Genomic DNA, 22389 nt, shown 5'->3' with positions numbered 1-22389 from the left:
TCGTTTTAGCGATTTGTGACCTAGGCTTTCTGTTAGGAAGATAAGGCTTCACATTGCGCCTTATTCAATCCTTTCATTTTTAAAAACCTCTTTTTCATACCGGCTTTTGAAAGTAAGAAGCCAAATACCTTTTCTTTAAATACCGGACCAATGAATGGTTTCCTTAATTCCGGAAGTTCCGGTAGATCTTCAGTTTTATCGACGGTTTGAAGTTTTTCGAATGAATCTGTCATCCAGTCTTCTAACTTATTCCCCATATGAAAAGCGTAATTATCGTAGGTGGAAAGTCGGTAGCCCCCTTTTTTGAGCACAGGAAGATCTGTATACAGATACTCACTGTTGCCCCGAATCTTGAAGAGGCTGTTACCTTCTGGGATCTCGGTAAAAACCTCCCTCTTATAAGTAGCCACAAAATGAGAGCAACCTACTACTGCCTTTTTTCCATTCTTCATTTTTAAGGTAGCAATTACTTCTTTGTATTTCTTGTCCAGTCTGGGCCACCCAATGCTTAAAGCAAAACGGGTCATGGCTTCCGGATCTTTTACCGGACTGAATTTTAATTTTTTCGAGAATAAATATTTCAGCCAGATGTTGCTTGTGAGGTTATAATGTTTTCTGAAAACCGGAACCGGACACACAGCCCCGGCTCTTGGCACATTTTCAAACACTTCCAAAACACCCTCTTCCCAGCCATTTTCAAAAAGAACGTCGGCATCGGTGATGGTGATGAGTCTTTCTTCAACGGTGCGCAAGGCTTTTAAAAGACTGTTGATCTTTCCTATTCCTTCGGTTTCTATGATAAGTTCATCGATCAGGCCTTGTTGTTGCATGTTCAGTAATTTATTATTTACCGAAGCTGCACTTCCATTGCTAATTACAGAGATCTTCAGAGGGGAGATACTGGTCTTGATTAGAGATTTTATACAATAGGTGAAGATGGTAAAGGCATCCCGAAAATACTCGTCCTCTTCATTAGGTATATATAAAGGGATGAGAGCCCGATGAAAGGCCACCTGCTTATCTATTTCCTGCTGATTATTTGGATTATTCCCTACCCTCATAGAAAGCAATTAAGCGGTTAAGTCCCTCTTCCAGGCTTATAAGTTCCCTGTCCAGAATGGATCTCATCTTCGTATTATCGGGGCAACGCCGCGTCATATCACCTTCTTCCAGGGCGGGGACATGTACAATTTCGGAGCTGGAATTGGTTTGATGGATGATGAGTTTTGCCAGTTCGAGTATACTAATTTCCACATCACTCCCTACGTTGAGGACGTCGTTTACACAGCTATTGGTTCGCATGGTCTTAATACAGGTATCCACGTTATCGTCCACATAACAGAAAGATCGGGTTTGAGAACCGTCACCATAAATATGGATGGGTTCTCCTTTTAGAGCGGCTTTCACAAACCTGGGCACTACAAAATCCTCACTCTGGTTGGGGCCATAGGTATTAAAGAACCTGAAAACCGTGTATTCCAGGCCGTATTCCTGGTAATACGATCTAAAAAAGGCTTCTCCCACGTTCTTAACGATGGCGTAGGGTAAACGGGAATTGAGAGGTGTAGTGTCTTCATTTTGCGGGATCTCGAACGGTTCGCCATACACTTCAGAAGAACTGGAGTAAAACACCCTTTTCACTCCAGAATTCTTTGATAGGGTAAGGATATTTTTAATTCCATCTATATCATTGAGCACCAGGATAGGGTTTTCGAGGGTTCGTTTTACCCCCACCACGGCAGCGTAATGAAATACATAATCTATGTCGTAACGCCCAAATACCGGTACGATATCGTTATAATTATTCACGTCGGCCTTTATAAAACTAACATTGTCTACTTTAGGGACTTTCCTGGTATCTCCGGTAAGTAAGTTGTCTACAATGATAACCGTGGTGTCTTTATCCTCAGCAAGTTTAGACGCCAGGGCACTGGCAATATTTCCTGCGCCTCCTGTGATCAATATTGTTGTCATATAGCTTGGTTTTCCGGGCTTTTAAATAGGCCTTTTGGTATCATTGTATTGCTTCCTACTGGCATGTAAATTATGACTTTTTTAAAAAAGAGAACCGCAGAATTAGGAAGAATTGCTTCAAATTCTCAACAACTTATACCCTGTTTTAAAATATTTATAACTGTTAAAGGCCAGGTGCATACGCCATCTTTCCTCCCAGCTTAGTACCTCTTTGCTTTGATGGTTTTCTCTTAGAATTTTTTTTGCTGAATTGAAATGCCTGCTGATTAAAAGTTCCCGGAAATAGGTAAACATTTCTTTGATGACCACCTGCCGCGCCTCGTCCTTTAATTTATCTGAATGCCGCAGTAATATCCGTAGCCGCACCAGGCAGCTGGAATACTGTTTTGCTTCCGAAGGATTTCCAAACGAAATACTGTTAGCATGTTTTCTGAAATACACCAGAGGTTGGTCTATGGTCTCATATCGAGCACCCATAGCGAGAACTTCCGAAAAAAAAGACAATTCCTGCGACTGCTGAATTTCCTCGTCGTATTTTAAGCCGGATCTATCCAGGAAACTCTTTCTAATGAGCGGGGCCTGGGTAAGCCATTTTATCTTATGAGAAACATAGTCGTTAAAGGGATCTTCCGAACTTAGCTTTTTGTTGCGCAGGCCAATTTTGTTACTTATTTGTTCTTCGAAGACCATGGTCTGGCACACAGAGAAATCGCTATCACCGGCTTCCAATTGAGCCACTTGCAATTCTAGTTTATCTTCATGCATAAGATCGTCACTGTCAAACCAGTTGATATAGGATCCTCCGGCATGCTCGAAACCATAGTTTCTGCACGCGTTTGCACCTTTTGGTCGGTCCTCGGGCCTTTGCAGATAGCGAAATCGCTTATCCTTATCCATAAATTGGGAAACGAGGCGGGCTGTATCATCGGTGCTGCCGTCATCTACCACCAGGCATTCCCATTGTTGGTACGTTTGGTCTAAGATACTTTCCAGGGTTTCCCTTAGCAGCGAAGCTCGGTTGTAGGTTGGGATGATTATGGAAACCATGGGGTTCATTAGATTTGGTGTGAATTAGTTCTCATAAAGTTTTAAATAAGAAGCTGCTGTTATCGAACTTTCAAATTTCTCACATACTAATTGTCTCGCCGCCTTACTCATTTCAGAATACCGCTCGGGATTTGAGATCAAAGACTCAACTGCTTCTGCCATTGCGTTAGTGTCCCCTTCCGGAACTATGATTCCGGTCTTACCATCCTCAAGGGTTTCGGGAATCCCGCCAGAGGAAAATCCAATAACCGGTAGGCCCATGGCCTGAGCCTCCAAAGATACAACACCGAAGGCTTCCCTTCTGCCATCTTTATCGCTTACTGAGGTCATTAGAAAAATATCACTCTGTTTCAACTGTTCTCTAATCTCCAATTGTGTTCTATCTTCCAGAAAATGTACCCGGGAGCCCAATGCCAGATCGGAAGAACTTTTTTTCAGGCGTTCAATGTTCTTACCTGATCCAATCACGGTGTAGTGAACGTCGATACCACGATCTAATAGGCTTTTTACAACTTCAAGACCAAGGTGCTGGCCTTTCAGAGGGATCAATCTCCCTACTGTTATTAGCTTCAACGAAGAAGAGAGTTTACTTTCACTATTCGAACTACGCCTGAAATAGGTAGTATCTACTCCAATAGGCACAACCTGAATCAGCTTTTTGTCAATACCTTTCGAATCCAGCAATTCTTTCAAATAAGTTGAATTTACTGTGATATTGTCTACGTATCGATTTATAGAGGTTATAGTGACTCCTTTAGTGGGTCTATCAATAAGATAATGCGCATCAAATCCGTGAAATGTTAGAATTATTCTGGCTTTGATAAAACCAATGCGTTTCAATGGTAGAACATCAGCAGCATTATAAGCAAAGTGAACATGGTAGACATGCGCTTTTCTAATGGCTTTGTAAAATTTAAGTCGAAACAAGTATGAAAGGGAGTACGATCGTTCTGCCAAACAATACTTCAGAAAATAAAAAGCATAGAAAGGATTTAATAAGATCGATAAAGCCTTATATCTCCTACCGTCTTTCATTGCTGGTTCCCGGTAGGTTCTCACTTTATCCAACAGCCCGTACTCCTTTATAACTTCGGGTTGAGAACTTGCCTTTAGATCTTTCTTTTCATCGGTCACGATAGTAACATGGTATCCTTTATCAAGGGCGGCTACAATAGAATTAACCACAAAAGTTTCTGAAAAGGATGGGAAACTACTGGTTTTATATATAATTGATCGGTTCACTCACCAATATTAGTTCATTATTTACTTCCTGCGCTCGTAAATATAAAAATCTGCCATGGAGGTATTATCAGGATCGTTAGCATCGAAGGGATATTTATTTTTTACAACCTCTTTCAGAACAAAATCATTCCCACGGTTTTTTTCTACCCAAGGTGTAAATTTTCTACTCTTTACATGAGGTGCAAAATGATCGTCGTAATTACTTGAATACACGATCACATATTTTGTTGCAGTATCGAATAATCGTTGCATATAGCTATCGAACACCTCATCTTCCACGAGGTGATAAATAACGTCCAGAGATAGACATAGTTCGGCAGTAGTACTTCGCTGAGCGGGATCGCTCATCATATAAAAATGTTTCTCTGTATCGTGCTTAAATCTCTTTTTACAAAGTGAAAGGGCAGTTCTAGATACGTCGAAACCAATATAAGATGGGTAGCTTGCCAAACTTAACTGGTTGCCATCTCCCACTCCATATTCTATAACCGATTTGATACCATTATTAGCCACAAATTGGTTTAGTATTTCGGCTTTAAACTCTGCCAATCTGCCGTAACTTCCAGCACCCGAATTGTCTTTCGATCGATATCGATCTTCCCAATACGACTTTGAATTCTTGAATGCACCTGCTTTTCGATTTCTACCGAGAAACTTTTTTATTGCTTTTCCCAACCATGTTTTTTTCAGTCTTTTCTTTAGTGTAGTCATAGGGGCTTGAATTACTTATTCTTATTGGTAGAGAATATCGTTGCAATCATTCTTAGCCAGATCGTGGTCATTTTTCGTGCTATCGCATTAGCCTCTATACTTTTCAATAATTTAAATCGCTTAGTTTGCAATAATTCATTTTGAGCTTGTAATTCTTTTGAATCCTTCAGAAAAAGTGGGAAATGTTTTTCAAGAATCCATTGTTTCTCGTCCAGCAATAATTGGCGGTGGTTAGGATTGCTGGAGATTCCATGGGTGTCGTAATTGGAAATTGGTAGTTGGATATTCTCGTAAGTAGCATGAAATTTACAGACCGCACAAACCAAAAATTCCCAATCGGCAGCGATCTTTAAATCCTCATTGTACATCGAAGTTCGATCAAAGAGATCTTTTTTTATAAAGGTAGCCGGATGCGGCAGGTACCCCTTGTGAAAGAAATACTGAAAAGTGAGGTCATCCGGGTATTCCAACTGCTTCAACTGTCCGTTACGCTCCACTTGTATGGTCCCGTAATAAATATCTTTATGCGATTTCAGGAAAGGAGCAACCTTAGCCAACACATCTTCATGCGCTAAAGAATCCCCACTGTTTAGGAACAACAAATATTGCCCTTTAGCTACAGAAATTCCCTTGTTCATTGCATTATAGATTCCTTTGTCGGGTTCACTAATGGCATACGCCAAATAATCACCTGCATCCTGGATCACATTTTTACTACCATCATCGCTGTTTCCATCAATAACAATGTGCTCGAAGTGTTGATATGATTGCGATCGAACACTTTGCAAGGTTCTCTGAAGTCCCTTCGCATCATTATAATTTATGGTTATTATTGAGATCAAAAAATATACAGCTTTAATGAGCAGTGACAAAGGTTTCGTTATAAACCCTGTTAATTCCATCCTCCAAGGAAATTTTATGTTTCCATCCTAAACTATGAATGAGTGAAACATCCAGTAACTTTCTCGGGGTTCCGTCGGGTTTGGTCCTATCCCATTTTAAGGTGCCAGAATACCCAACGATCTTTTTTATTAACAGAGCAAGTTCTTCAATGGAAAGATCTGTCCCTGTTCCTATATTCACGGAAACATTACCATTGTATGTATCCATTAAATGTACACATGCGGTAGCCAAATCGTCCACATGTAAAAATTCTCTTTTAGGCGTCCCACTACCCCACACTTCCACATAGAGACTTTCATTTTCCTTGGCCTCATGAAACTTTCGTAACAACGCGGGCAGCACATGAGAGTTCTTTAAATCGTAATTATCGTTGGGTCCGTATAAATTGGTTGGCATAACACTAATGAAATTACAACCATATTGACGGTTATAATTCTCGCATAATTTTACACCGGCTATTTTAGCGATAGCGTAAGGTTCGTTGGTTTCTTCCAGGGGCCCTGTTAACAGGTAGGATTCTTTTATGGGTTGCGGGGCTAGTTTAGGATAGATACAAGAAGAGGCGAGGAACAGCAATTTCTTTACACCATGATTGTAGCTCTCGTGGATCACATTATTTTGCATCATCAGGTTATCGTACAGGAAATCGGCACGGTACGTATTATTAGCCACTATTCCACCCACTTTCGCAGCTGCCATAAATACAAATTCGGGTTTTTCTGCCGCAAAGAAAGCCCTTACTTGATCCTGTTCCCGCAGATCCAGATCGGTCGAATTTCGAACCACCACGTTGCTGTAACCACGGTCCTTCAATAACCGGTAAATGGCCGATCCTACCATACCCTTGTAACCTGCAATGTATATTTTCGCGTCTTTATTCATGTCTCTGTAAGGTATCGAATCCTCCTCCTTTGAGATATTGGTCTTTTTTAAATAATTCCAGATCGCTGGCCATCATTTCTTCCACCAGAGCCTCAAGATCATATTTGGGTTCCCAGTTTAGTTTTTCCTTGCATTTGGAGGCATCACCAATGAGCAGGTCTACTTCGGTAGGCCGGTGATAGCGTTCGTCTATCCGCACCACCACACTTCCTGTTTTAAGTTGAAATTCGGGATTGGAACATCCACTTACCTTAGCAACCTCATCTACTCCGCTGCCTTGAAAATCGAGTTCTATTCCCACTTGTTTAAATGATAATCGCACAAAATCCCGAACCTTAGTGGTTACTCCGGTTGCGATCACATAATCATCTGCTTCCTTCTGCTGTAGCATCAGCCACATGGCTTCCACATAATCCTTTGCATGCCCCCAGTCTCTTTGTGCATCCAGATTCCCAAGGTACAAGGTATTTTGTAAACCCAGAGCGATCCTGCTTGCTGCCCGTGTGATCTTTCTGGTAACAAAGGTTTCACCCCTGATAGGCGATTCGTGATTAAATAGTATCCCGTTACAGGCATACATTCCATAGGCTTCCCTGTAATTCACGGTGATCCAGTAGGCATAAAGTTTGGCTACTCCATAAGGCGACCGCGGATAGAAAGGAGTTTTCTCGTTTTGCGGGGTTTCCTGAACCAGGCCGTATAATTCGGAGGTGGATGCCTGATAGATCTTGGTTTTTTCGGTGAGCCCTAAAAGTCTTACAGCTTCCAGTATCCTTAATGTACCCAGGCCATCAACATTTGCTGTATACTCCGGGGTTTCAAAACTAACCAGTACATGAGACATTGCACCCAAATTATAGATCTCATCTGGTTGCACCTCTTGGATGATACGAGTAATATTCATAGCATCACTTAGGTCGCCATAGTGTAGAAACATCTTTACTCCGGTTTCATGCGGATCTTCATAAAGATGGTCGATACGGTCTGTATTAAATAGGGAACTCCTTCTCTTTATTCCATGTACCTCATATCCTTTTTGCAGAAGAAATTCTGCCAGATATGCTCCATCCTGTCCTGTGATTCCCGTTATTAACGCTTTTTTCATTATCTGATTTAACTAAAAATTCTATAGTATACTTCTTTTGTAATGTAATTAATTTCGTCCGACAATTTCATTTTTTCCTTGCTACTGTTTATTCGATGGATTAGATATGAAAATGCTCGTGTTTTCCTAGGATTCATTTTTTCATAAGGATAATTACCGTACGTGTTAAAAAAATCCTCCCCTAAGTAAAATGCATAACCCTGTTGAAAGCGTTTCAACCATCCCGGTACAGTGTCACTTGTCCTCGATACAGTTTTCTTCTCATTCCCGAACTTATTCTGATAGGGATCTCCAAAATTACCCTTATATTTCACATTCTCCGTAGTGTCTAATACCGAATTGTTATAAGTTATCCCAAGCCATTGATAAAGTTCTTGAATTACTTCGCTTGTGGATTCAACCAATTGCTCATATTGAATAGATCTAACATTAGGGTTGTGTGCATTATTTAAACAAAATTTATTGAGTTTTTTCGGTGCTTTAAGCAGATCTCTTTTAAAGTATGCCAAATCACGAACGGTTTGGAGGTTCCAGGTATTTGCCATAGACTTAACCACATCCATAGGATTTCGTTTTAGCACGATAATTTTGCTTTTAGGAAACCAGACTGGTATCTCCTCAATTAATTCCCAATATCTGGGAGTTTTATCAATTACATATTTATGATTTTCGAACAGTGGTTCATAAACATTCTTTATGATCCGTCTCATTTCCAAATTCAGGTTCTCCACACTATGCTTTCCCAGATAATCCTGAAACGCCGCCACAGCTATCTCATTGTCGTATAATCCATTTACAATCTTTGGTTTCATGTAGTTCGCAAAGTTCAAAAGGACCCATGACTCGCTGCACGTATTGGTTTCGTTATTATTTGACAGTAAATTCTGCAAATAAGTTGACCCTGCACGCGGTTGTGAAATAACAAATATTAAATTTTCTTCGTTCACTTGAGTTTCCTAAATAACTTGTTTCGCAATTTTGATGTAAAATTTACCTGATGTTTTCTTTTTATACTTGTTAAGATAGCATCTAACCTATTGTTTACCTCCACTTTCGTTTCCCGACCAAATTCGGATAATTGTGGTTGGTATTTCTTGTAAATATATTTGAGCGAACTTATATGTTCTTTGTAATTCGATTTTGATAATCCTTCAGTACTAATTCTGATCTTGGCTGTAACTTCGCTACTGAATGCGATTTTGGCCTTTGCAGCCAATCTAATCCTCAAGTCATAGTCTTCATAAATAGGGAGATTAGGGTCATGAAACCCTATCTCTTTCAAGAGACTATATTTTACAAGTTCCATTCTAAATAAACTATTTCTGGGAAAATCTCTAGTTAAAACCTTTAAAAACCAATTCGTTTCTTTTCCTACGACTAACTCTTCCTCAAGCCAGGTCCATTTCTCTTCTGAAAGGTCATTTTCCGAAACATACATATTATTCGAAAATACGAGATCACAACCAGTATTCTTTATTAGGTTTGCTTCCACTTTTAGCTTATTTGGAAGGTAAACATCATCTCCGTCTACATAGGTCACATAGTCACTTTTAACCATTGATAGTGCCTTAATTCTGGATTGCGCAACTCCCAAATTTTTTTCATTCAAATGAAATCTAATCTGCTTATGTCTGGATGCATAATCCTTTATCAATTCCTTTGAACCATCCGTAGAGCAATCATCGATTATTATAATTTCATCCGCAGCCAGTTCCTGGCTCAAAACGCTGTCTATTGCATCTTTTAAAAAGGCTTCTTGGTTATAAGACGTGATATAAACAGTTATCGTCATTCTACAAATTATAATTATACTGAGAAGCGAGGATTCCCGTCATCGATTTTAGATCATTCTTATCCTCTTCCGCCCACTCTGAATAATTTGGGAAGTCTTCCAATTTATACATATTAGGTGGCTCATCTGGAGAAATACTAACCTCGTTAACTTTTTTTGCTACAACATTTTTAAATTTTAATCCCGATTCCTTCTTATCAACTCCGGTAAAACTAAGTAATCTGTCAAATTCCTTTTGGTCATTTACAACATCCTCAAGACGGACAGTTATACAATTATTAGGATGATCTGTTTTAAACGTTTCAATAAACACATGTGTTTCATTCCAAACCCATCCTAATTTCTGAATTTGCGTAAGTGAATTCCAATATTTTGAATCGGTTGATTTGATCCTACCTAATTCCCACACGCTATCGTTTTTATGCCAGCCTTTCTTTATCGCACTGATAACAAAATCAGATGGTGAACGGGTTAAGTGGATAAAACGAGCTTGAGGAAAAAGATCCACAATTTGTCTGATAAAAAACACGAGGCATTGGTTAGATTCAATATACTCTTTGCTCTGAACAGCAGAGCTAAGTATTAATTCTGTTCGTGCAGCGGCAAAAATCTGTCTAAGCATTTCACCTTTATCCTGATTGTGAAAAGCGAAATTTGGTAGAAGAAAAAGATTAGGTGAAGCCTCGTGATACGAGTTAAAATTGGAAGCTTTACTATATATTTTTTGAATGAAGGCCGAACCGGATCTTCCGGTATTCAAAACAAAAACCGGGGAATAGCTCCGGCGAAAGGTGTCCAGAAATTCTTGGCTAACGTGATGAATATGTTTAAACTTCATAAATGCAATATAGTAGGTGGACTTTTGTCATTACCTGTTTGGAAAGGCAGATCTCAAAACTGCCTGAAAATCTTTATGTCTTTTTCTTAATCGGTTACTTATCTTTTCAAATTCCAATTTATTATGCTCGGCATATACATTATTATTTTCACTTCTCCATACCTGGTCATTACCAATGTGAAAAGTAAGATGTTCATCGCCGTATTCCATAAAATTTCTGGCCAGCAGCTTCATTTGTAGAAAAAATACCAATCCAATATAAACTGCGCCCACACAAATATTACCAAACATCATTTTCTTTCCTAGTTTCTTTTGAAAAACAAAACAATCGTACCCCGGATGTTTCTCTCCCTTTTCGGCATACATCTTTGGGAGGTCCTTTACCTCAGTATGTAGATCACTAATCGTTCGTCTATTAATGATCATAGCATCAACTCCTTCCGATATTCGCTCAATAATCCAGTTATAAAATCCTGGTTGAACAGCTATATCAACGTTTGTATAAATTATAAAATCGTTTTTTCCGGCTACTTTAAAAGCTCGTTTTAAGATGTCCTTTATTAATGGTAGCTTTCTATTTAAATCCTTATTCCCTATATCGATCACGGATCTTCTCAGATTTTTCGTCTGTATAAAATGATCTGGAATTATCGCCTTATCCTCTTCATATTGCGCAGTAAGCTGAAATATCTCAACCTTTTTCACATTACTTTTTGCTATTCTAAGACTTTCGAAGGTTACAGGCTGCGCGACTTTTAGATCGGAAGAATCGCCTACCTTAACAGGGTTTATAATATGAATTATCTTATACACTTCCTTCTCAATAAGTTTTCGCTGTTACTTCCAGCATTTTCGATATTTGGCCACCTCAGTAAACGCCTGATCCAAGTGTTTTACCGCGCTTTGTTGTGTAAATATTGATTCCTTTCTTTGGTTTTGTGCTTCATGAATTATATTAGATCGATAACTGGGATCCATCATCATCTCCATCGCTTGATAAATACTGTCACTTTCAGATGGGTTAAAGTATCCGGCGCCTGATCCTAATTGTTCTCTATGACCTTTTAAATCTGAACACAGTACAGGGCAATCCAAAGCAACTGCTTCTAGCAATGGCATATTGGTTGGCCCCAAAAATGTAGGCATGACCAAGGCAATGGAATGTCTATACATCGTATAGAGCTCTTCATTACTAACAAATCCCGTATTGAAAATACTAGAGGTAAGACCTTTTTCTTTGATCAATTCGAAAATATACTTCTGGTTTCCTTTATCACTACCTGTCAACACTAATTTCACATCCGGATATTTAGTCTGCAACATCTCGAAAGCCTCAATTAAATGAAAATGATTTTTATGTGCCCAAAACTGGGCAGGGTAAAAGAAAAATTGTCGGGTACTTAGGTTTAAATTTTTCAACAATAATTCTTGATCTGCCGTATCGACATTCATATTCGCAATAGCCCCCGGAAATAATGGTACAATGTGAATACGCTCCGGGTTAAGGCGAGTGTAATGGATTAATTCTTCTTTACCCGCTTCAGATTCACAAAAAACGGCCAGAGCCTTTTTAATAGTTGTATTATACCAATACTCGCGTCGTTTAAATGAGTCGTTGTTAGACACTTCCGGGAATGCCTGCATAGATAAATGACCCACATCCCAATTGGACACAATAAAAGGATATCCGTGAACTGCTAATTTCGTTTGTTCAGGATAGAATATTATATCAATTTTATTTGATCTTAACTCTTCGATAATTGATTTATTTCGAATAGCATTTGTTTCAGCATTCAATTTCCTTTTAATCCTTTTGAGAAATAAAAATTTCGATAGATTGTAAAGCAAAGTTTTAAAAAGAGATAATTTGTTAGCTTGATCATTTAGGACCAAAACATCCTTTTGAAACGAGGGTAAATTAGAATTGGTTGAAATAAATATCACTTCAAGGGATTGATCAAAATTATAATCATCAATTAAATTGATCAATTGAGTTGTATACGAAAATCCCCCACCTTGTTGCGGGTTCACATCTTTCGATATCCATACCCCTATTTTCATATATCTTTTTTAGCTATTGTTAGTGCATTCCAACTTTTCGAACCTGGTTCTGTAAATGTCATCCACTCATAGAATTTACATTTAGTAAAACTGAAATGTTCTAAAAACAATGCCAACTCAGGTTTGAAGAAATATCTCATGGAATGTTTCTCATTTACGCGATCTGTCCTGTGACTCACTTTATCTGTAATTTCAATAGCGTAGTTTACGTCTACAATGTTTTCATTATAATGCATTTTGGGAGTTGCGTTGCGCAACACCAAAATTTCATCGTTACCTATTTCTTTAGTTCGCACTTGAGGAAGATCAGTTAAAACTGCCGGGCCATACCAGTAATCAAAAATAAATAAGCCTCCGGGTTTTAAATGGTTATAGGCAGTCTGCATCGATTTCAGAACGTCGGTATTCGAGTTTTGATAACTTAGAACATGAAATAATGAAATTACAGCATCGTATTGCTTTTCATTATTAAATTTAGTGATGTCTCCTAAATAAAAATTTAGACCATTGTTTTCCGAAAATTTTTGTTTCGCTCTTTCGATCATCTCAGGTGCGATATCAACTCCATCAACAGTATAACCAAGTTCTGAAAGTAGATTTGCGTGATTCCCCGTTCCACAACCCAGGTCTAAAATTGATTTCGTTTCTAAGTCTTGGAATTTCTTAATTAATGCATCGATATAGGAAGCTTCGTCCGAGTAGTCCTTATCGGTATATAACAGATCGTAGTATTTTGCATAGAGGTTGAAATTATCCATTGGTTATAATTTCTCTGATCTTTTCTGAAACAATATCTATTTCAGCATCACTTATTCCGAGTCCAGCGGGAATATAAAAACCATTTCGTGCTATTTTTTCGGCATGAGGATACGACTCATTCTTAAAGAACCCCATCTTTTGAAAAACCGGCTGTTCGTGCATACACCAAAAAAATGGTCGTGTTCCAATCTTATGTTTCTTTAGTTCAGATTGTATATGATCGCATAACTCTTCAGATTCGGCTACTAAAGCATAAACCCAGTATATATTTTGGGCATAAGAGTTCTTAACAGCAGGTAACTTTACTCTCGAAATGCCTTTTAGATTTTGAGAATATCGATTTCCTATCTCCCTCTTTCGTTTTATAACAGAGTCGATCTGTTCCAACTGGGCCACTCCTAAGGCGGCCTGAAGATTTGTCATTCGATAATTCCAACCAAATTCTTCATGTACGAACCTGCGAGCCGGTATAAAACAGAGGTTTTTTAATTGACGGCATCTTTCCGCTAGGTCATCATCATCTGTGAGGATCATGCCTCCTTCTCCCGTGGTTATATGTTTGTTGGGATAAAAGCTAAACACACTGATATCTCCAAACGAACCACATTTTCTGCCTTTGTATTCTTGACCGTGCATTTCTGCGGCATCCTCGATAATTCTCAGTTCATATTTAGAAGCCATTTCTATTACGGGATCCATATCAACAGGAAAACCATAGATATGAACTACCAGAATGGCGGCAGTTTTATCGGTTATCTTATCTTCGATAGCAGAAACGTCCATATTAAAGGTTTCAGGATCAACATCCACGAGTACCGGAATCAAACCCTCTTTCACCAACGATTGAACCGGTGAAATAATAGTAAATGTTGGAACGATCACTTCACTCCCCTTTTCTAGATTCATAGCTCTTACCGCTACATCCAGCGCTGCAGAACCATTAGCCACGGCGATGCCATTCTTTCTACCAATGTATGTGGAAAATTCATTTTCGAATCTTGTGACAAAAGGACCTTCAGAAGAGATCCATCCTGTTTCAATACATTCGATCAAATATTCCTTTTCTCTACCAATCAGTCTGGGGACATTTACGGGAATCATTTTATCGTAATGTTTTTGGATTGAACTGGATCGAATCTAGTTTTATCACGATCTCCGGAATAAGGACCTTGCTTTACTTCAATGATCTCACTCTCTTCGAGCATTTTGAAACCATGACCTCCCGCTGCTAATAATATAACATCACCCTTTTTTATCACCCGGCTTTCGAGATATTCTTTTTCATCATTATAGAAATCAACTCTCACTCTGCCACTTTTAATAAAGAGAACTTCCTGCGTCCACATTACTTCTCTTTTTACAGGATTGTGAACGTGAGGATCTATTTCATAATCTTTTTCTCTTTTCATATATCCCAACTGTTGCGAAAAATAGCTAGGGGTAAAGAATGATATACCATCTTCCTTATAATCTGCTCCCATAATTATCGCGAGCAAGTTGTCCTTATATTTTATTTCCTCGATCATATGCGATTTTTATGGCCTAATTTTAAATACATTCTTTTTTTTAATAGTTGAGGAATACTTAATTCTTTTTCCGGTATGGTGAAATAATCAAAACTCAAGTTAAAATACGATTTCTTAACGTGGGTATGGGCATCTAACGTTCTAATAATATCATCAATGTTATAAACATTGGTATAAGCATCAACTTTGTGTAGTTTTTGTAAATATTCTCTGGCAAGTCTTTTCTTCTGAACTGTATCAATCACTTCCTTCCAGGAATCTAGATAATTGGTAACCGGAGATTGATGTTCTTTAAGGCTTTTTGAGTCGATGGCATTGGAATCTTTGAATTTCCCCTCAATGGTATACGATGAGAAATCTTTATCCCCCATATCAATTTCCAGATAATCGAATAAACGTTTTAATTCTTTTTGAGGGTCTGAAATTAGGTCCTCATAGCGAACAAACGTATGGTTATTGTGAATAGCCTCGCCAATTTTCTTTGGAGCCAGAAAGAGATCATTTTGTCTGTCTTCCGAACTTAAAAACGATTTATAGTCTCCTTTAAAATTATAATCCAGAATAGAAGCGAAAACCGACAATGGATTTCTAACAAGAAAAATGAATTTAGCAGCAGGAAATAGATCGTTTAATTCTTCAATTATATGATAATATCTAGGAGTTTTATCAAGAAAATAATTTCCTTGATGAGTACGATCCTGATAAAGAGAAAGCCCTAGCTTTCTGATATACTCTTTAAATAGCTTAAGTCCGTCATCGGCTTCATTTAAATAACGATTAAAATTAATCGAAGCCTGTTTTGCGTTATACCCACCATCATTATTACTCAACTTATATGTATGGACTAACTGCAACATCTGCCATGACTCTGGCGTCGAACTAATCCTATCACTTCGCAGCAATAGTTGCTGTAACAGCGACGAGCCAGATCGAGGTTGAGAGATTAGGAATATTAGCTTGCTATCATTCACACTTAAAATATATACAAAGTTGTTATCGTTTTCAAGCTATACCACTTCCCATTCACAATCCAATACGACACATCCAATATCATCGCCAATATGGTTTTTAAACTTGGTTCCTGTTTCTTCTATTCTAAAACCAATATCCCCATCAATCCTAGCTAACATCTTTCTTTTATACACATGTAATCCAATAAATAATCTATACTCATTTGGAGCGAGTACTGAACCAGGAATTTTTACTTTCAATACATATTCTCCTTGTTTCTCAATGTGATCCATTAAGTCGACATTCGCCGTAAAAACAATTCGATCGTACTGATCCTTTACCTTAAACCCTAATCTGGAATTTAAATCTTCATCAACAACTCTAATCTTAAATTCTATTTCTATTGGATCATCAAATCCAAAAATATCACTCGAAACGTTGTCTTTTTTTACCTCAACGGATAGTATATCGCTAGAGTTGGAATCTTTATTTTCACTTATAAATGCTGAAGCGTTAGCATTAGTATTTAAGTAATAATCGACCGAATCTTCTGAGGTACCACTAAAATCAATTTTTCCATTACCCAACACAATTCCGCGAGTACACAATTGCTTTACACTTGCCATATTATGACTCACAAACAACACCGTTCTTCCATCTCCCTTGCTAATATCCTGCATTTTCCCAATGGCTTTCTTCTGAAATTCGGCGTCACCTACCGCCAATACCTCATCTACAATAAGTATGTCGGGCTCGAGAAAGGCGGCAACAGCAAATCCTAATCGTACTCTCATCCCGCTACTATATCGTTTTACAGGGGTGTCGATATACAGTTTACACCCCGAAAATTCGATGATCTCCTCTTCCTTGGATCTTATTTCCCTCCTCGTCATTCCCAATATAGCACCATTGAGGTAGATATTCTCCCTGCCCGTTAACTCCGGGTGGAAACCGGTGCCTACCTCCAGTAAGGAAGCGATCCGGCCCTTGGTTTTTATCACCCCGGTTGTTGGAGCGGTAACCCGTGAAAGTATTTTCAACAAGGTGGATTTACCTGCCCCATTCTTTCCTATAATACCTAGTACTTCCCCGCGTTTTACTTCAAAATCGATATCCTGCAGGGCCCACACATAATTTTCGGTGGCCTCGCTACTACGGTCATTCACGGCTCCCACTTTAAGGTAAGGGTCTTCCTTGCCTCTCAGCCTGTGCCAGAATCTATTCAGGTCGTGCTTTATGGTACCCGTACCAACCAGACCTAGCCGGTATTGCTTACTGAGATTTTCTACTTTTAAGATAACGTCACTCATAGCTGGGGAAAGGCTTTTATAAGTTCATCCTGCATTTTGGTAATTCTATGCTGCTGTGGTAAATTACGATTGTTTTCGATAATTTTTAGTAATTCATCCTGTGAAATTCTACCATTACACACCTTAGCAGTATATGGCTCTATTCCTACCGAAAGAAAATAGTCCTCGAACTTCACATCATCACCGCTTAACTTATCCGAATATTTCACCCAAACTGACGGGATCCCATACGCATGTGAAATGATCAACCCGTGCAATGAAGAACTTATGGTTCTTTCACAACTAAGGATCTCCGTGGTGGTTTTTTCCAGGTCATCGGTAATAAGATCGATCACTTTGATCTGTGGATCGTCCTTGTACATTTCAACCACAGCATTATAATCTACATAGTGAGGAATTATACCAATTGCATGTGTTTTTTTTACTTCAGGATCCATATAAAGCGGCAGCAGTATACCGGGATCCCCGTAGATCTCGGGGCACGAATAGCCTAATTCCAGGACTCTTTCTCGGGTTTTCGGACCCCTAACCGCCTTAAAGGATGCTTCACCAAAACTATCATCCCGGGAAATGATCCCGCTTCCCCACACAACCGATTTATGGGTGGCCATCTTCATAATACTACCTATGGCCATCAGGTGTTTCTTCTTAAAAAATGATCTTCTCCTGGCAGGTGCATCGTAAAAACGCACCTTCCTCCCACTTACTTTTTCAACGATAAATACAGAGAGCAAGTCGCCGTAATTTTCCCGGGCTTTATTTTCGTAGCGCACAGACGACCAGAAAAATAATGGTATGGGTTTAAGAGCGGAGCTCATGTATTGTAAGATTTAGGTTTAGGCTGCATAAATGTAACTATTTTCATTGTTTTAACCGGAATAAGGTATCATTAAGGATCCTGGTAAATTTCATGGCTCCCTTCGGATTTAAATGGTCCTCATCCCTGAAGTGGGTCACATCAAATCTCTCATCGTATTCAAAATCCAGATAGATCAGGTTTTTATATACATACATCAAACTATCCAGTAACAGGCTGCGATGTCTTTCCTTTGGTTCTATCTTATGCCGCTCGAAAGTTTTATACATTGGCGTAGCAATAAAAACAAGGGTTATATTCTTTTCATTGCAATCTTGTATGATCCTACCCAGACTTCGCTTACTGTTGTTGAGATTCTCTAAAGATATTTTAGCATGCCTGGTAGGCAGTTGTCTCATAAGGCTGTCGATCTTCTTTTCATCATATTCCATATCCTTGAACTCACCCCAAAATCGGTTGGTTTCAAATCCCCACTCGTTTAATTGCACCACCGGGGAATCCCTGTTCAATTTGTCTAATAGAAAATTATTGAAGAATTTAGGAGACGAAGCGTACATGGAATACTTCGTGATCGGCCTGATGGGATGTCTTTTCAGGCCATGATACTGAAAGTACCAGGGATCCCTAAAATAGTCTTCGGGCTGCCGAAATTCCAGCGTGTGATAGTCTATTTCAACGATCAGGTATTTTAATTGTGGTAGTTCTTCTTTATAGCGATGGTAGAGATCCTCGTTGATAGACAGATCTTGTCCGTTATATGCTAGGTTAGCAGCCTTTATTGTAAAGTGAGAAGGATCGATCGCCTGCTGTGTATGGGAGGATCCCAGGATCAATGCCTCTATATTTTTATTATTCTGAATATATTCGGCTTTAGCGATAAATGCATTAGGTGAAAACCTTATCAGGAGTTCAGCCGTCAAAAAAAGCAAGATGGGCAGCAGGGAAAAGAGTGTTATTTTCAGAAGAAATCTGCGCATAGCTTAAAATTGAAAGTAAATAAATTCCTGGTCTTCTATTCCGTATATCAACATAAGTACAATGAGGGCATAATAGAATCCCCATCTAAATACCAGGAGTTTATTAAGAGCAAAATTTTCAATGGCATATAGCTGCCTTCTTCCGGTCCATTCTATAAAAAGAAAGAAAATAATAAGAAGGAATAGAAATAACGGATGGATCTCTGGTACGCTCAACAAACTTGTACTGAAGATCCCTCCCAGGTAGGTCATGGCATGTGAAAGGTCCTCGGCACGAAAAAACACCCAGGCGATCGTAGTAAGTCCAAAAGTTAGTAGTATCTCAAAAACTTCCTTAACCGAAGGGAAGCTTGAATTGGAAGCCACAACTTCAAGATTCGCTCTGTTCTTTTGCAAGAGAAGCAAGGGTAAAAAATACAACGCATTTAGACCTCCCCATACAATAAATGTCCAATTAGCACCATGCCAAAATCCACTAATAATGAAAATGATAAAGATATTACGGATCACCTTTGGCCTCCCTACCCTGCTTCCTCCCAAAGGAATGTACACATAGTCACGAAACCAGGTTGAAAGTGAAATATGCCAACGCCTCCAGAATTCGGCTATATCTCTCGAAAAGTATGGAAAGGCGAAGTTCTGCATAAGGTTAAAGCCAAATAAGCGAGAAGTTCCTATCGCAATATCACTGTAACCCGAAAAATCGCCGTAGATCTGAAACGCAAAAAGAACTGCGCCCACTACCAGGGTACTTCCCTGATAGCTATCGGAGGATTGGAAGATGATATTTACGTAATACGCACAATTATCTGCAATTACGATCTTCTTAAATAATCCCCATAAGATCTGCCGCAGTCCGTCTGCCGCCTTGTATGGATTAAAATTTCGCTCGCGTGTAAATTGCGGTAAAAGTTGGGTAGCCCGCTCTATAGGGCCGGCCACTAATTGGGGGAAGAAAGAAACAAAAGACGCAAAGGCTATGAGGTCCTTCGTGGGTTTCATCTTTTTTCGATAAACATCTATGCTATAGCTAAGCGTTTGAAATGTGTAAAAGCTAATCCCTACCGGCAGCACAATATTTAGCCCTGAGGAACTGATCTCGTATCCAAAAAAGGAAAATGCCTGTACAAAATTGTCCAGGAAGAAGTTGAAGTATTTAAAGAAGCCTAAGAATCCAATATTTACCAGGACACTGGTTAAAAGTAACCATTTCCTTTTCCGAATATTATCCGTTCTTCCCAGCGATATCCCCACAACATAGTCTACCAGGGTGCTAAAAATTATTAAGGAAAGAAACCGCCAATCCCACCAGCCGTAAAATACATAGCTCGCAACTAGTACTATGATATTTTGCAGCCTTATTCGTTTTTTCCCTGCCAGCCAGTAAATACCAAATACAATGGGTAAGAAGATGGCAAAATCGATGGAATTAAAAAGCATAGTTGATAATTGGCTGCAAATTTTTCAATAATCCGGATACGGAGTGTTCGCCAAAACGATCCTATACCGTATCGATAAAACTCTTCTCTGTTCGATTAAAAATGATAAGACCTACAAAGAAGATCACCAGGCTGATCACCAATGTATATATAAAGCCATTCCAGCTAAAAGTACCAGTAGACAATAACATATATCTAAAGCCCTCAATGATCTGCGTCATGGGGTTGTACACAACAAAATCGGCCACATAGGCAGGAAACTTGGCTTTGGCTTCGGAAACAGGGTAAGGAACGGCAGACATGTACATAAGCAGGGAGGTTGCAAAGCCAACCAGGACGTTCAGATCTCGATACTTGGTAGTTAATGCCGAAATAGTCATCCCCAAACCTAACCCCAGTAAGGCCATCATAAGCACATAGACCGGGAACAAGAAAATATTCCAGCCGAGGCCTATATCTTTTCCCTGATAAATATAGTAGGCAAAAAATGCGAAGAAGATCAAGAGTTGGATACCAAATTTTAAAAGATTGGAGATCGTAACAGACATAGGCATGATCACCCTGGGAAAGTATACCTTCCCAAACATAGAAGCGTTGGCTCTAAAGGTATTGGAACTCCCGGTTAAGCAAACCTTAAAATAATTCCATGCTGTTATCCCCGCCAGGTTGAATAAAAAAGGGGGTATCCCTCCTGTTTGTATATTTCCAAGGTTATTGAAAACCAGGGTAAATATCACCGAGGTAAATAAAGGTTGTATAAGAAACCATAACGGTCCCAGTATGGTTTGTTTATAAACGGTAACAATATCCCGCTTTACAAATAGAATAAGCAGGTCGCGATAACGCCAGATCTCCTTGAAATTAAGATCGATCATTTTGCGTTTTGCCGTGATCTCGTATAACCAGCTTTCTTCCTTTTTATCCATGCTGAATAAAATTTTCCCAGGTTAATTTAAGCCCATCCCTAACCGAATAATTTGGATCGTACTGTATCTGCTTTCTTGATTTATCGATATTGGCCAGCGAATCTCTTACATCTCCTTGTCTGGGTGGCCCGTAATTGGCTTTTATTGTTGTTCCCGAAATTTGCTGCAGGTCTTCCCATAAGGTATTTAGGCTAATACGATCGCCATAGGCCACATTATATACCTGGTTTACGGCAGTTTCAGAAGCAAAGAAAGCTCTTACATTGGCCTGCACCGCATTGTCCACATAGGTGAAATCGCGTGTTTGTTCGCCATCCCCGTTTATAGTGGGAGGAACGCCGTCTTTCAACGCCTGCATAAATAAGGGGATCACTGCTGCGTAGGCCCCTTTGGGGCTCTGTTTAGGGCCAAAGACATTAAAGTATCTCAGTCCGATGGTCTCGATCCCATAGGTCTTCCCGAAGACATCGGCGTATAACTCGTTCACCAGCTTAGTAACCGCATAAGGAGAAAGTGGTTTCCCTATAACATCTTCTACCTTTGGCAGGGATTTGCTGTCCCCATAGGTAGAACTGGAAGCAGCATAAACAAGCCTCTTAACGGTTTTACTTTCCTTCTGAGCTACCAGCATGTTAAGAAATCCGTTAATGTTCACATTGTTAGAGGTGATGGGATCGTTGATAGATCTTGGGACCGACCCCAACGCGGCCTGGTGAGACACATAGTCTATCCCCTCCATGGCCTTTCTACAGGTATCCAGATCCCTGATATCTCCTTCTGTAAATTCGAAATTGGGGTGTGCTTCAAACTCCGAGAGGTTATACGAAAATCCGGTGGCTAGATTATCTAGCACTCGTACCTTACCGGCCCCGTGCTTCAGCAAATATCCCACGAGATTAGAACCAATAAATCCGGCTCCCCCTGTTACCAGGAAATTGTACTGACTTAGATCTTCGGAATGATATATATTATTTGGCAACGCGTTTATATTTTATGGCTTTATGCTATTATTATTCATTTTTAAAGGATTAACTGTTCCCCATCTATTACATTCTTCCAAACATTGGAATCTGTTCGTTTTATTCATTTTCCTTACAAATTCTCACATCACATCATTCAACACGCCCGA

The 22389-nt window shown here is 39.2% G+C and carries 23 protein-coding genes; all 23 read right to left on the bottom strand.

The genetic code is table 11. The annotated features are described in order from the left end of the window. Positions 1-32: 32 nt before the first annotated feature. A complete protein-coding gene (locus C5O00_RS09725; RefSeq protein WP_105216675.1) occupies positions 33-1061 on the bottom strand; it encodes a glycosyltransferase family A protein in 1029 nt (342 codons plus the stop codon). Continuing rightward, on the bottom strand, positions 1045-1974 hold the full coding sequence (locus tag C5O00_RS09720; RefSeq protein WP_105216674.1) for an NAD-dependent epimerase/dehydratase family protein: 930 nt from the start codon (positions 1972-1974) through the stop codon (positions 1045-1047). Before C5O00_RS09720 ends, C5O00_RS09725 begins: the two co-directional genes overlap by 17 nt. Positions 1975-2091: 117 nt before the next feature. Further along, on the bottom strand, positions 2092-3021 hold the full coding sequence (locus C5O00_RS09715; protein ID WP_158676822.1) for a glycosyltransferase family 2 protein: 930 nt from the start codon (positions 3019-3021) through the stop codon (positions 2092-2094). 24 nt (positions 3022-3045) lie between these two features. After that, complete coding sequence (locus C5O00_RS09710; RefSeq protein WP_105216672.1) at positions 3046-4263, bottom strand: glycosyltransferase family 4 protein; 1218 nt, start codon at positions 4261-4263, stop codon at positions 3046-3048. Positions 4264-4284: 21 nt separating this feature from the next. Then, complete coding sequence (locus C5O00_RS09705; protein WP_212390044.1) at positions 4285-4974, bottom strand: hypothetical protein; 690 nt, start codon at positions 4972-4974, stop codon at positions 4285-4287. Between the two features lie 11 nt (positions 4975-4985). After that, positions 4986-5816, bottom strand: a complete 831-nt coding sequence (locus C5O00_RS09700) for a glycosyltransferase family 2 protein (RefSeq protein WP_158676821.1) — start codon at positions 5814-5816, stop codon at positions 4986-4988. Positions 5817-5829: 13 nt separating this feature from the next. Further along, a complete protein-coding gene (locus C5O00_RS09695; protein WP_105216670.1) occupies positions 5830-6759 on the bottom strand; it encodes a GDP-L-fucose synthase family protein in 930 nt (309 codons plus the stop codon). Further along, positions 6752-7864, bottom strand: a complete 1113-nt coding sequence (gene gmd, locus C5O00_RS09690) for a GDP-mannose 4,6-dehydratase (RefSeq protein WP_105216669.1) — start codon at positions 7862-7864, stop codon at positions 6752-6754. The genes C5O00_RS09695 and gmd overlap by 8 nt, the downstream gene beginning before the upstream one ends. 8 nt (positions 7865-7872) lie before the next feature. Further along, positions 7873-8811, bottom strand: coding sequence for a sulfotransferase family protein (locus C5O00_RS09685; RefSeq protein WP_105216668.1), 939 nt, complete (start codon positions 8809-8811; stop codon positions 7873-7875). Continuing rightward, positions 8808-9656, bottom strand: coding sequence for a glycosyltransferase family 2 protein (locus C5O00_RS09680; RefSeq protein WP_105216667.1), 849 nt, complete (start codon positions 9654-9656; stop codon positions 8808-8810). Before C5O00_RS09680 ends, C5O00_RS09685 begins: the two co-directional genes overlap by 4 nt. A 1-nt stretch (position 9657) precedes the next feature. Continuing rightward, positions 9658-10494, bottom strand: coding sequence for a sulfotransferase (locus tag C5O00_RS09675; RefSeq protein ID WP_105216666.1), 837 nt, complete (start codon positions 10492-10494; stop codon positions 9658-9660). 30 nt (positions 10495-10524) lie between these two features. Next, positions 10525-11307, bottom strand: a complete 783-nt coding sequence (locus tag C5O00_RS09670) for a hypothetical protein (RefSeq protein WP_105216665.1) — start codon at positions 11305-11307, stop codon at positions 10525-10527. Positions 11308-11331: 24 nt separating this feature from the next. Then, on the bottom strand, positions 11332-12555 hold the full coding sequence (locus C5O00_RS09665) for a glycosyltransferase family 4 protein (RefSeq protein WP_105216664.1): 1224 nt from the start codon (positions 12553-12555) through the stop codon (positions 11332-11334). Continuing rightward, positions 12552-13313 (bottom strand): class I SAM-dependent DNA methyltransferase, encoded by a 762-nt coding sequence (locus C5O00_RS09660; RefSeq protein WP_105216663.1) that lies wholly within the window; start codon positions 13311-13313, stop codon positions 12552-12554. Before C5O00_RS09660 ends, C5O00_RS09665 begins: the two co-directional genes overlap by 4 nt. Continuing rightward, positions 13306-14415: a DegT/DnrJ/EryC1/StrS family aminotransferase gene (locus tag C5O00_RS09655; protein WP_105216662.1), complete on the bottom strand. Its 1110-nt coding sequence runs from the start codon at positions 14413-14415 to the stop codon at positions 13306-13308. Before C5O00_RS09655 ends, C5O00_RS09660 begins: the two co-directional genes overlap by 8 nt. Next, a complete protein-coding gene (locus tag C5O00_RS09650; protein WP_105216661.1) occupies positions 14412-14840 on the bottom strand; it encodes a cupin domain-containing protein in 429 nt (142 codons plus the stop codon). The genes C5O00_RS09655 and C5O00_RS09650 overlap by 4 nt, the downstream gene beginning before the upstream one ends. Continuing rightward, a complete protein-coding gene (locus C5O00_RS09645) occupies positions 14837-15811 on the bottom strand; it encodes a sulfotransferase family protein (protein WP_158676819.1) in 975 nt (324 codons plus the stop codon). Before C5O00_RS09645 ends, C5O00_RS09650 begins: the two co-directional genes overlap by 4 nt. A 36-nt stretch (positions 15812-15847) precedes the next feature. Next, positions 15848-17101: an ABC transporter ATP-binding protein gene (locus C5O00_RS09640; RefSeq protein WP_105216659.1), complete on the bottom strand. Its 1254-nt coding sequence runs from the start codon at positions 17099-17101 to the stop codon at positions 15848-15850. Further along, positions 17098-17919 (bottom strand): polysaccharide pyruvyl transferase family protein, encoded by an 822-nt coding sequence (locus tag C5O00_RS09635; protein WP_105216658.1) that lies wholly within the window; start codon positions 17917-17919, stop codon positions 17098-17100. The genes C5O00_RS09640 and C5O00_RS09635 overlap by 4 nt, the downstream gene beginning before the upstream one ends. Positions 17920-17962: 43 nt before the next feature. Beyond that, on the bottom strand, positions 17963-18895 hold the full coding sequence (locus C5O00_RS09630) for a hypothetical protein (RefSeq protein WP_105216657.1): 933 nt from the start codon (positions 18893-18895) through the stop codon (positions 17963-17965). A gap of 3 nt (positions 18896-18898) precedes the next feature. Beyond that, positions 18899-20335: an MBOAT family O-acyltransferase gene (locus tag C5O00_RS09625; RefSeq protein ID WP_105216656.1), complete on the bottom strand. Its 1437-nt coding sequence runs from the start codon at positions 20333-20335 to the stop codon at positions 18899-18901. A gap of 61 nt (positions 20336-20396) precedes the next feature. Further along, entirely contained in the window at positions 20397-21260 is an 864-nt protein-coding gene (locus C5O00_RS09620) for an ABC transporter permease (protein ID WP_105216655.1), read from the bottom strand. After that, positions 21253-22239: an SDR family oxidoreductase gene (locus C5O00_RS09615; protein ID WP_105216654.1), complete on the bottom strand. Its 987-nt coding sequence runs from the start codon at positions 22237-22239 to the stop codon at positions 21253-21255. The genes C5O00_RS09620 and C5O00_RS09615 overlap by 8 nt, the downstream gene beginning before the upstream one ends. Between the last annotated feature and the right edge of the window lie 150 nt (positions 22240-22389).

It is taken from the genome of Pukyongia salina, assembly GCF_002966125.1.
GTDB lineage: Bacteria > Bacteroidota > Bacteroidia > Flavobacteriales > Flavobacteriaceae > Pukyongia > Pukyongia salina.
Note: the sequence above shows the minus strand (reverse complement) of the source record. Positions and strands in the feature narration are given on the sequence as shown.

What these genes read in the sequence shown, in the direction of transcription:
- C5O00_RS09725 (WP_105216675.1), bottom strand. Translation starts at nt 1,061, where the DNA reads ATGAGGGTAGGGAATAATCCAAATAATCAGCAGGAAATAGATAAGCAG.
- C5O00_RS09720 (WP_105216674.1), bottom strand. Translation starts at nt 1,974, where the DNA reads ATGACAACAATATTGATCACAGGAGGCGCAGGAAATATTGCCAGTGCC.
- C5O00_RS09715 (WP_158676822.1), bottom strand. Translation starts at nt 3,021, where the DNA reads ATGGTTTCCATAATCATCCCAACCTACAACCGAGCTTCGCTGCTAAGG.
- C5O00_RS09705 (WP_212390044.1), bottom strand. Translation starts at nt 4,974, where the DNA reads ATGACTACACTAAAGAAAAGACTGAAAAAAACATGGTTGGGAAAAGCA.
- C5O00_RS09695 (WP_105216670.1), bottom strand. Translation starts at nt 6,759, where the DNA reads ATGAATAAAGACGCGAAAATATACATTGCAGGTTACAAGGGTATGGTA.
- gmd (WP_105216669.1), bottom strand. Translation starts at nt 7,864, where the DNA reads ATGAAAAAAGCGTTAATAACGGGAATCACAGGACAGGATGGAGCATAT.
- C5O00_RS09680 (WP_105216667.1), bottom strand. Translation starts at nt 9,656, where the DNA reads ATGACGATAACTGTTTATATCACGTCTTATAACCAAGAAGCCTTTTTA.
- C5O00_RS09675 (WP_105216666.1), bottom strand. Translation starts at nt 10,494, where the DNA reads ATGAAGTTTAAACATATTCATCACGTTAGCCAAGAATTTCTGGACACC.
- C5O00_RS09665 (WP_105216664.1), bottom strand. Translation starts at nt 12,555, where the DNA reads ATGAAAATAGGGGTATGGATATCGAAAGATGTGAACCCGCAACAAGGT.
- C5O00_RS09660 (WP_105216663.1), bottom strand. Translation starts at nt 13,313, where the DNA reads ATGGATAATTTCAACCTCTATGCAAAATACTACGATCTGTTATATACC.
- C5O00_RS09655 (WP_105216662.1), bottom strand. Translation starts at nt 14,415, where the DNA reads ATGATTCCCGTAAATGTCCCCAGACTGATTGGTAGAGAAAAGGAATAT.
- C5O00_RS09650 (WP_105216661.1), bottom strand. Translation starts at nt 14,840, where the DNA reads ATGATCGAGGAAATAAAATATAAGGACAACTTGCTCGCGATAATTATG.
- C5O00_RS09640 (WP_105216659.1), bottom strand. Translation starts at nt 17,101, where the DNA reads ATGAGTGACGTTATCTTAAAAGTAGAAAATCTCAGTAAGCAATACCGG.
- C5O00_RS09635 (WP_105216658.1), bottom strand. Translation starts at nt 17,919, where the DNA reads ATGAGCTCCGCTCTTAAACCCATACCATTATTTTTCTGGTCGTCTGTG.
- C5O00_RS09630 (WP_105216657.1), bottom strand. Translation starts at nt 18,895, where the DNA reads ATGCGCAGATTTCTTCTGAAAATAACACTCTTTTCCCTGCTGCCCATC.
- C5O00_RS09625 (WP_105216656.1), bottom strand. Translation starts at nt 20,335, where the DNA reads ATGCTTTTTAATTCCATCGATTTTGCCATCTTCTTACCCATTGTATTT.
- C5O00_RS09620 (WP_105216655.1), bottom strand. Translation starts at nt 21,260, where the DNA reads ATGGATAAAAAGGAAGAAAGCTGGTTATACGAGATCACGGCAAAACGC.